The sequence below is a fragment of the Rhizobium sp. H4 genome (genome assembly GCF_003013335.1).
In the GTDB taxonomy this organism is placed as follows: domain Bacteria; phylum Pseudomonadota; class Alphaproteobacteria; order Rhizobiales; family Rhizobiaceae; genus Rhizobium; species Rhizobium sophoriradicis.
In genome coordinates, this window is the sequence record NZ_PSOW01000033.1 from 21,996 (window position 1) to 28,688 (window position 6,693).

The 6,693-nt window shown below is 56.9% G+C and carries 5 protein-coding genes and 1 pseudogene; all 6 read left to right on the top strand.

Annotated elements, in window-relative coordinates; all coding sequences use genetic code 11:
- The first annotated feature begins 2 nt into the window (after positions 1-2).
- The 6 genes and pseudogenes from C4N04_RS32415 (at position 3) to C4N04_RS30970 (ending at position 6,461) form a co-directional block, all read left to right on the top strand.
- Positions 3-833 carry an SbmA/BacA-like family transporter gene (locus C4N04_RS32415; protein ID WP_245425683.1) on the top strand — a complete coding sequence of 277 codons (831 nt, stop codon included), beginning with the start codon at positions 3-5 and terminating at the stop codon, positions 831-833.
- Positions 814-1,263: a hypothetical protein gene (locus tag C4N04_RS32420; RefSeq protein WP_245425684.1), complete on the top strand. Its 450-nt coding sequence runs from the start codon at positions 814-816 to the stop codon at positions 1,261-1,263. Before C4N04_RS32415 ends, C4N04_RS32420 begins: the two co-directional genes overlap by 20 nt.
- Before the next feature lie 123 nt (positions 1,264-1,386).
- Positions 1,387-1,611, top strand: coding sequence for a hypothetical protein (locus C4N04_RS32425; protein ID WP_245425685.1), 225 nt, complete (start codon positions 1,387-1,389; stop codon positions 1,609-1,611).
- Between the two features lie 9 nt (positions 1,612-1,620).
- Positions 1,621-2,478: an HlyD family efflux transporter periplasmic adaptor subunit gene (locus C4N04_RS30960; protein ID WP_280954378.1), complete on the top strand. Its 858-nt coding sequence runs from the start codon at positions 1,621-1,623 to the stop codon at positions 2,476-2,478.
- Positions 2,475-5,258 (top strand): annotated as a pseudogene (gene rbbA, locus C4N04_RS30965) (ribosome-associated ATPase/putative transporter RbbA). Before C4N04_RS30960 ends, rbbA begins: the two are co-directional and overlap by 4 nt.
- Positions 5,259-5,324: 66 nt before the next feature.
- A complete protein-coding gene (locus C4N04_RS30970; protein WP_106797742.1) occupies positions 5,325-6,461 on the top strand; it encodes an ABC transporter permease in 1,137 nt (378 codons plus the stop codon).
- The last annotated feature ends 232 nt before the right edge of the window (positions 6,462-6,693 follow it).

The following is a 6,693-nucleotide window of genomic DNA, read 5'->3' on the forward strand; positions in this document are numbered from 1 at the left end:
CTTTGGCGCGAATTCACAGTCCGACGCATTGTACCTATTACCACCTTGACGTCTCGGGGCAACTTGCCAACCCGGACCAGCGCATCGCGGATGACGTTCGCGCGTTTACCAGCACCACGCTCTCCTTTGTCCTACTGGTGTTTAACGGCACTCTGACGATAGTGGCCTTTTCCAGCGTGCTTTGGTCAATCAGCCCATTGCTGTTTGTCGTGGCTGTCCTCTATGCGGCCAGCGGATCTTATTTAACGATTCTCCTCGGACGGCCGCTGATAAATTTGAACTACGATCAACTTGACGAGGAGGCCAACTTCCGTTCCAGCCTCATTCATGTTCGGGAAAACGGCGAGTCGATCATCCTGGAGCGCGGCGAGGGGCGACAGCAAATTCTCTTGTCGCATCGACTTGACCGTTTGGTCGCCAACTTTCGTCGCATTACGGCTGTCAACCGCAACGTGGGGTTCTTCACCACCGGCTACAACTGGCTAATCCAAATCATTCCGGCCTTAATCGTTGCTCCGGCATTCATAAGAGGAGACATCGAGCTTGGCATGATCACACAGTCGGGCGCAGCCTTCGCGATGCTCGTAGGCGCGTTCTCGCTGATTGTCACCCAGTTCCAGTCTATCTCGAACTTTGCCGTGGTGGTCGCTCGGCTCAACTCCTTACTGGAGGCAATCGAAAAATCGCGAACCTTCGGCCATCGACATTGTCGAGCAAGGAGGGTGTTTCGCTTACGAGCGGCTATCCTTGCTGTCATCAGACGGCACTCCTCTGCTGAAGGAGTTGTCGGTATCTATCCCGCCCGGGACCGTCGTGTTACTCACCGGACCTAGTGAGGCTCCGGGAACGGCGTTGTTCAGAGCGACGGCGGGCATTCCGACGCCCGGCACGGGGCGCATAATTCGCCCTGGTCCCGACGACATCGTGTTTCTCAAGCAACGACCCTATCTGCCTCCAAGTACGTTGCGCGAGATTCTTGTGCGTCTGGAGAATGCAGGCGAAATTTCGGACGACCGAATGTTCCAAGTGTTGCGCGAACTTGATCTCGAGCGGGTCGCGAACCAGGCGGGCGGGTTGGATCAGGAGCAAGGCTGGGAAAAGTCGCTTTCGCTGAGCGAGCAGCAACTCTTAACCGTTGCAAAAATTCTGCTCGCGCCGCCGCAAGTCGTCTTCCTGGATCGAATTGAGACGACGCTGGGATCCGAAAAACTCCGCAAGATCCTGCGCCTCCTTTCCGGCGGCCAGGTTTTCAAATTGACCTGAATCAATGGGAGCGGTCGCTTGGCGACTATCCTAACGTCGCCTGATCGATTCGGCGAACGCGGCCCAAGCCTTTCAGTCTTGCACTCGCGCTGTCGGTGATAGGCACGCTCGAAGGAGAATTGAATGTCTTTCCGACCGTTCACCGGTGGCGTTTTAGGCGCTGTTTTTGTGTCCGTCTCTGTGTTGACGGTCGCGTTGTTGCCGGACCTTTCGCTCGGAGAACCACTGATTGTCAAAGCGCAGGCTCAATCGAACCAACAAAACCCTCTCGAACGAGTGCAGTCGGCGGTGGAAAACCTCATCGCGCGGCTGCGGGGCCGCGAGATGCCCGAGGGCGTTGTCAAGTAGAACGGCCGAATCGAAGCAACGCAAGTCGATGTCGCGGCGAAATATCCCGGCCGGCTGGCGACCTTGACCGTAGACGAGGGCGACGAAGTCACGGCTGGACAGGTCGTCGCCACCATCACGTCGCGGGAAACAGAGGCACAATTACTCGGTGCGCAAGCGCAAGTCCTGAAATCCGAACAGGCATTGGCTGAAGCAAACGCGCTCATAGCACAGCGCAAGAGCGATCTTGATTTCGCCAGAACCGACAATGAGCGCGCAAAGAAGCAACTTCAAAACAAGAATATATCGGTGCAGATGGTTGATCAACGTCGCAACAGATTCGAAGCAGCAGAAGCTGCATACGTTGCTGCAAACGCCCAGCGTGATCAGGCCGTGTCCGCAATTGAAGTAGCAGAATCTGAGGTCGAACGTTTCCGGTCAATTCTCGTCGATCTCGTGCTCGTCTCGCCGAGAAGTGGACGGGTGCAATACCGTCTCGCTCGTGCGGGCGAGGTCGTCGCTGCAGGACAACGCATTCTGACCGTTCTTGATTTGAACGACGTCTACCTCACGATCTACCTGCCCGCGGACGCCGCCGGCAAGCTCAGGCTAGGAGACGAGGCACGCGTAATCCTAGATCCCATTTCCCAATATGTGTTTCCCTCAACGATCAGCTTCGTGGCGACCGAAGCCCAGTTTACGCCGAAGAGCGTCGAGACGTCCGAGGAGCGGGAGAAGCTGATGTTCCGGGTCAAGCTCCAAGGCGATTCTCAGATGCTTGATAGATACCATCGCCAGGTCAAGACTGGGGTGCGAGGGCTTGGGTTTGTCCGCACCGATCCCAAAGTCTCCTGGCCTCCAGAACTGACGGTGAGGCTGCCGCAATGAGCACGACCATGGCTGCAAGCGTCCAGCATGTCACTCACCGCTATGGAAAAACGTTCGCGCTTAACGACCTAACCCTCGATATTCCCTCCAACTGCATGGTGGGGGTGATCGGGCCCGACGGCGTCGGCAAATCGACCTTGCTCGCCCTCATCTCAGGGGTGCGCAAGATTCAAACCGGCCATGTCACGGCGCTAGACGGAAACATGGCGGATGAGAGCCATAGGCGGGCCAGCTACGGTCGCATTGCGTACATGCCGCAGGGGCTTGGTCGCAATCTCTATCCGACGCTAAGTGTTTTCGACAACATCGATTTTTTCGGACGGCTGTTCGGCCAAGCCGCAGCCGAGCGGCGCGCGCGCATCGATGAACTTCTGAAAGCCACCGGGCTTGACCCTTTTGCAGATCGACCCTGCGGCAAGCTTTCCGGCGGCATGAAGCAGAAAGCCAGCCTGTGCTGCTCGCTGATGCACGATCCAGATCTTCTTATACTCGATGAGCCCACCACGGGCGTCGATCCGCTTTCGCGACGGCAGTTCTGGGAACTCATTGATTCCATCCGTGCGCGTCGGCCGCAGATGAGCGTGATTGTTGCGACCGCGTACATGGACGAAGCGAGTCGGTTCGATTGGCTCGCCGGCATGGACGAGGGAAATGTCATTGCGCATGACACACCGAAGCAGATTCTCGCCAAAGCGCAAAAGACTTCGCTCGACGATGCCTTCATTGCGCTCCTTCCCCCGGAAAAGCGCTGCCTGCACGAGGAGGTGGTCGTGCGGCCGCGCGTCGAGACCCAAGACAAGACACCGGCAATCGAGGCGGAAAGCCTTACGCGGCGGTTCGGCGATTTCGCCGCCGTAGACCACGTAAGCTTCCGCATCGGACGCGGCGAAATCTTCGGCTTTCTCGGCTCGAATGGCTGCGGAAAAACCACAACTATCAAAATGCTGACTGGGCTGCTGCCGGCCTCCGAAGGCTCGGCCAAATTATTCGGTAAACCGATCGGCACCGACGACATGGAGGCACGCCAAAATATTGGATATATGTCTCAGGCGTTTTCCCTTTACGCCGAGCTCACGGTTAGGCAGAACCTCGATCTGCATGCACGGCTCTACCATTTGCCGCCGAACGAGATCAACGCACGGATCAATGAGTTGCTCGAACGCTACGATCTGAGAAACATGCCTGATGCAAAGCCGGAAAGCCTGCCGCTGGGCATCAAGCAGCGGCTACAGCTTGCGGTGGCCGTGCTTCACCGGCCGCCGATCCTGGTTCTCGACGAACCCACTTCGGGCGTCGATCCGGTCGCCCGCGAATGCCTTCTGGCGAACGCTGACCGATCTCTCCCGCAATCATGGCGTCACTATTTTCCTGTCGACTCACTTCATGAACGAGGCCCAGCGCTGCGACCGCATCTCGCTTATGCATCGAGGACGGGTTCTCGCTATCGGCTCGCCAACGGAGCTCATCAAGGAGCGCAAGAGCGCTTCTCTCGAGGACGCATTCATCTCTTGCCTTGAGGACGCGGCTGAACCGGGAGAAACGAAGAAGGCTGCACCCGCGGCTCGGTCAACAGACCAACCCATCAAGCCAGCAGCGAAGCCGCAGGCCAACGTGCAACCAGCAGCATCGCGTGCTTCAAAGCTATTCGATCCCCGTCGCCTGTGGGCTTATGCCCGGCGGGAGACGATGGAGCTCTCGCGCGACCCCATACGGCTGGCGTTCGCTTTCATCGGACCTGTCATTCTGATGTGCGCATTCGGTTATGGCATTACCTTCGACGTAGAGAACCTGAACTACGCTGCCTTCGATCAGGACAAGACGCCCGAAAGCCGGCGCTTGCTCGAAAGCTTCTGGGGCTCGCATTATTTTACCGAACGCCCTCCAATTTATTCCCCGGCCGAACTGGAGCAACGCATGCGGAGCGGGGAACTGGCAGTGGTTGTCGAAATTCCATCCGGATTCGGCCGCGATCTTGCAAGGTTGCGCCCGCCTGAGGTCGCCTTCTGGATCGACGGCGCAATGCCGTTCCGCGGCGAAACAACCAAAGGGTACGTTACCGGCCTGGTGGTGCGCTTCGTACAGGACCTCCTGCGCGAGCGCCTTGGCCCCAGCGCCCCAGCCAACGTCTACCTCGGCAGCGTCAATATCGAAAACCGCTTTCGCTACAACCAAGCTTTCAAGAGCGTTTTTTCCATGGTTCCGAACGTCATTGTCATGATGCTGGTTTTAATCCCGTCAATCATGGCGACCATCGCTGTGGTGCGCGAGAAGGAAACAGGTTCAATCGCCAATTTTCGCTCCACTCCCATCACCAAATTCGAGTTCCTCTTCGGCAAGCAATTCCCCTATGTCGTCGTCGGAATGTTGACATTCACCCTCCTGCTGTTAATGGCGTTTTTTGTTTTCAGCGTACCGGTTAAGGGCTCTTTCGCAGCCCTCGCGATCGGTGCGCTGCTCTATGTCTTTTCGACTTGCGGCTTCGGACAAGTTGTCTCGACCTTTACTCGGACACAGGTAGCGGCGGTTTTTGCCACGACCGTGCTTTCGGTCATTCCTACAGCGAACTTTTCAGGTCTGCTGGTGCCCGTGTCCTCCCTCACGGGCCAGGGTAGGATGATTGGCCTCTTGTTTCCGGCGGGCTGGTTTAGCCGATCAGTGTCGGCGCCTTCACCAAAGGGCTAGGGTTTTCTGATCTCTGGTTCGAAGCGCTTGTGCTTGCGGCGTTCGCCGTCACTTATCTCGTTGTCGCTATTGCGGTGCTGCAGAAGCAGGAGACCTGAGATGCCGGCGGCCATGGGACGAGACTAGCTGCACCGCAAGGGCGGAAGCGACCAGAGAGCAATAGAATGGCGAAGCTGCGACTGCATCTGGCCAACATCTTCGAGTTGGTGATCAAGGAACTGCGCAGCATTCGTGCCGACCCCATTATGCTGGTGCTTGTTGCCTATATCTTCACTTTTGCGGTCTACGCCGCTGCCACGGGCGCATCGACGGAAGCGACCAACCTATCAGTTGGCATCGTCGATGAAGACCGTTCGGATCTGTCACGGCGCATTGCAGACGGCCTCACACCACCCACGTTCAAGCCGGCCGTTGAGATCGCAGCACCAGAAATTGATGCAGCGATGAAATCGCAACGCTTCCTTTTCGTTATCGAACTTCCTCCAAAATTCCAGTCGGATATTCTTGCTGGGCGGCAGGCTTCCGTTCAGATCAATGTGGATGCTACTGCTTCTGCGCAGGCTTTCAATGGGATGAGCTACATCCAGACCGTCATCCAGAGCTATGTTACCGAGTTCACCGGGAGACGCGAAGGATTCCCCGGTGCACCAATCAAGATGGTCACACGCACAAAGTTCAATCCGAACTTGAAGGACCTATGGTTCACCTCTGTAATGCAGGTCATCAACAATCTTACCATGATCACCGTGATCCTGACCGGTGCGGCGCTGATTCGCGAGCGGGAGCAGGGCACCGTTGAGCATCTCCTTATGATGCCGGTCGTTCCGGCCGAGATCATGCTCTCCAAGATCCTGGCGAACGGCATCGTTGTTCTGCTGGCCGCCGGATTTTCGTTGCTGTTTGTGGTACAATGGTCTCTTCAGGTGCCGATCGCTGGATCGATACTGCTGTTTCTGGCCGGCTCCTGCTTTTATGTCTTCACCGTCGCAGCGCTTGGCATTCTTCTTGGCACGGTAGCGGCCACAATGGGTCAGTTCGGTCTACTGGCAATCCCGGTGTTGCTGGTCATGATGCTGCTGTCGGGAGGCACCACCCCCATGGAGAGCATGCCGGTATGGCTCCATCACCTCATGCAGGTGATTAGCCCGACGCCGCATTTTGTAATTTTCGCTCAGGATGTCCTTTATCGCGGCGCCGATTTTTCGATTGTTTGGTCGGAGATAGTGACGACGGCCGTAATTGGCAGTGTCTACCTTGGCATCGCCTTGTACCGCTTTCGCCGCGTTATTTTCAGCAGTTGAATCCCCACGTTACCCGACTCTGGCTGATCATGCAGGAGGCCTGCTTCACCGGCCCATCGGAGCCACCCGTGTTTATGAACAAGAAGGGCGCGACGTACGCGTTCGGTATCCGTCCGAGCGCGACCGCCTGTGAATATTGAGTAAAATTGTTCAGACCCTGTCCTTATTCCCATGCATAAGGACAGTTGCCAACATGGAGATTTTTGAAGGAGACAGCGGATCTCGGGTGAGC

Bases quoted from the DNA above. Each gene is read 5' to 3' on its own strand.
- C4N04_RS30970 (WP_106797742.1), top strand. From the start codon at position 5,325: ATGGCGAAGCTGCGACTGCATCTGGCCAACATCTTCGAGTTGGTGATC.
- C4N04_RS32425 (WP_245425685.1), top strand. From the start codon at position 1,387: ATGTCTTTCCGACCGTTCACCGGTGGCGTTTTAGGCGCTGTTTTTGTG.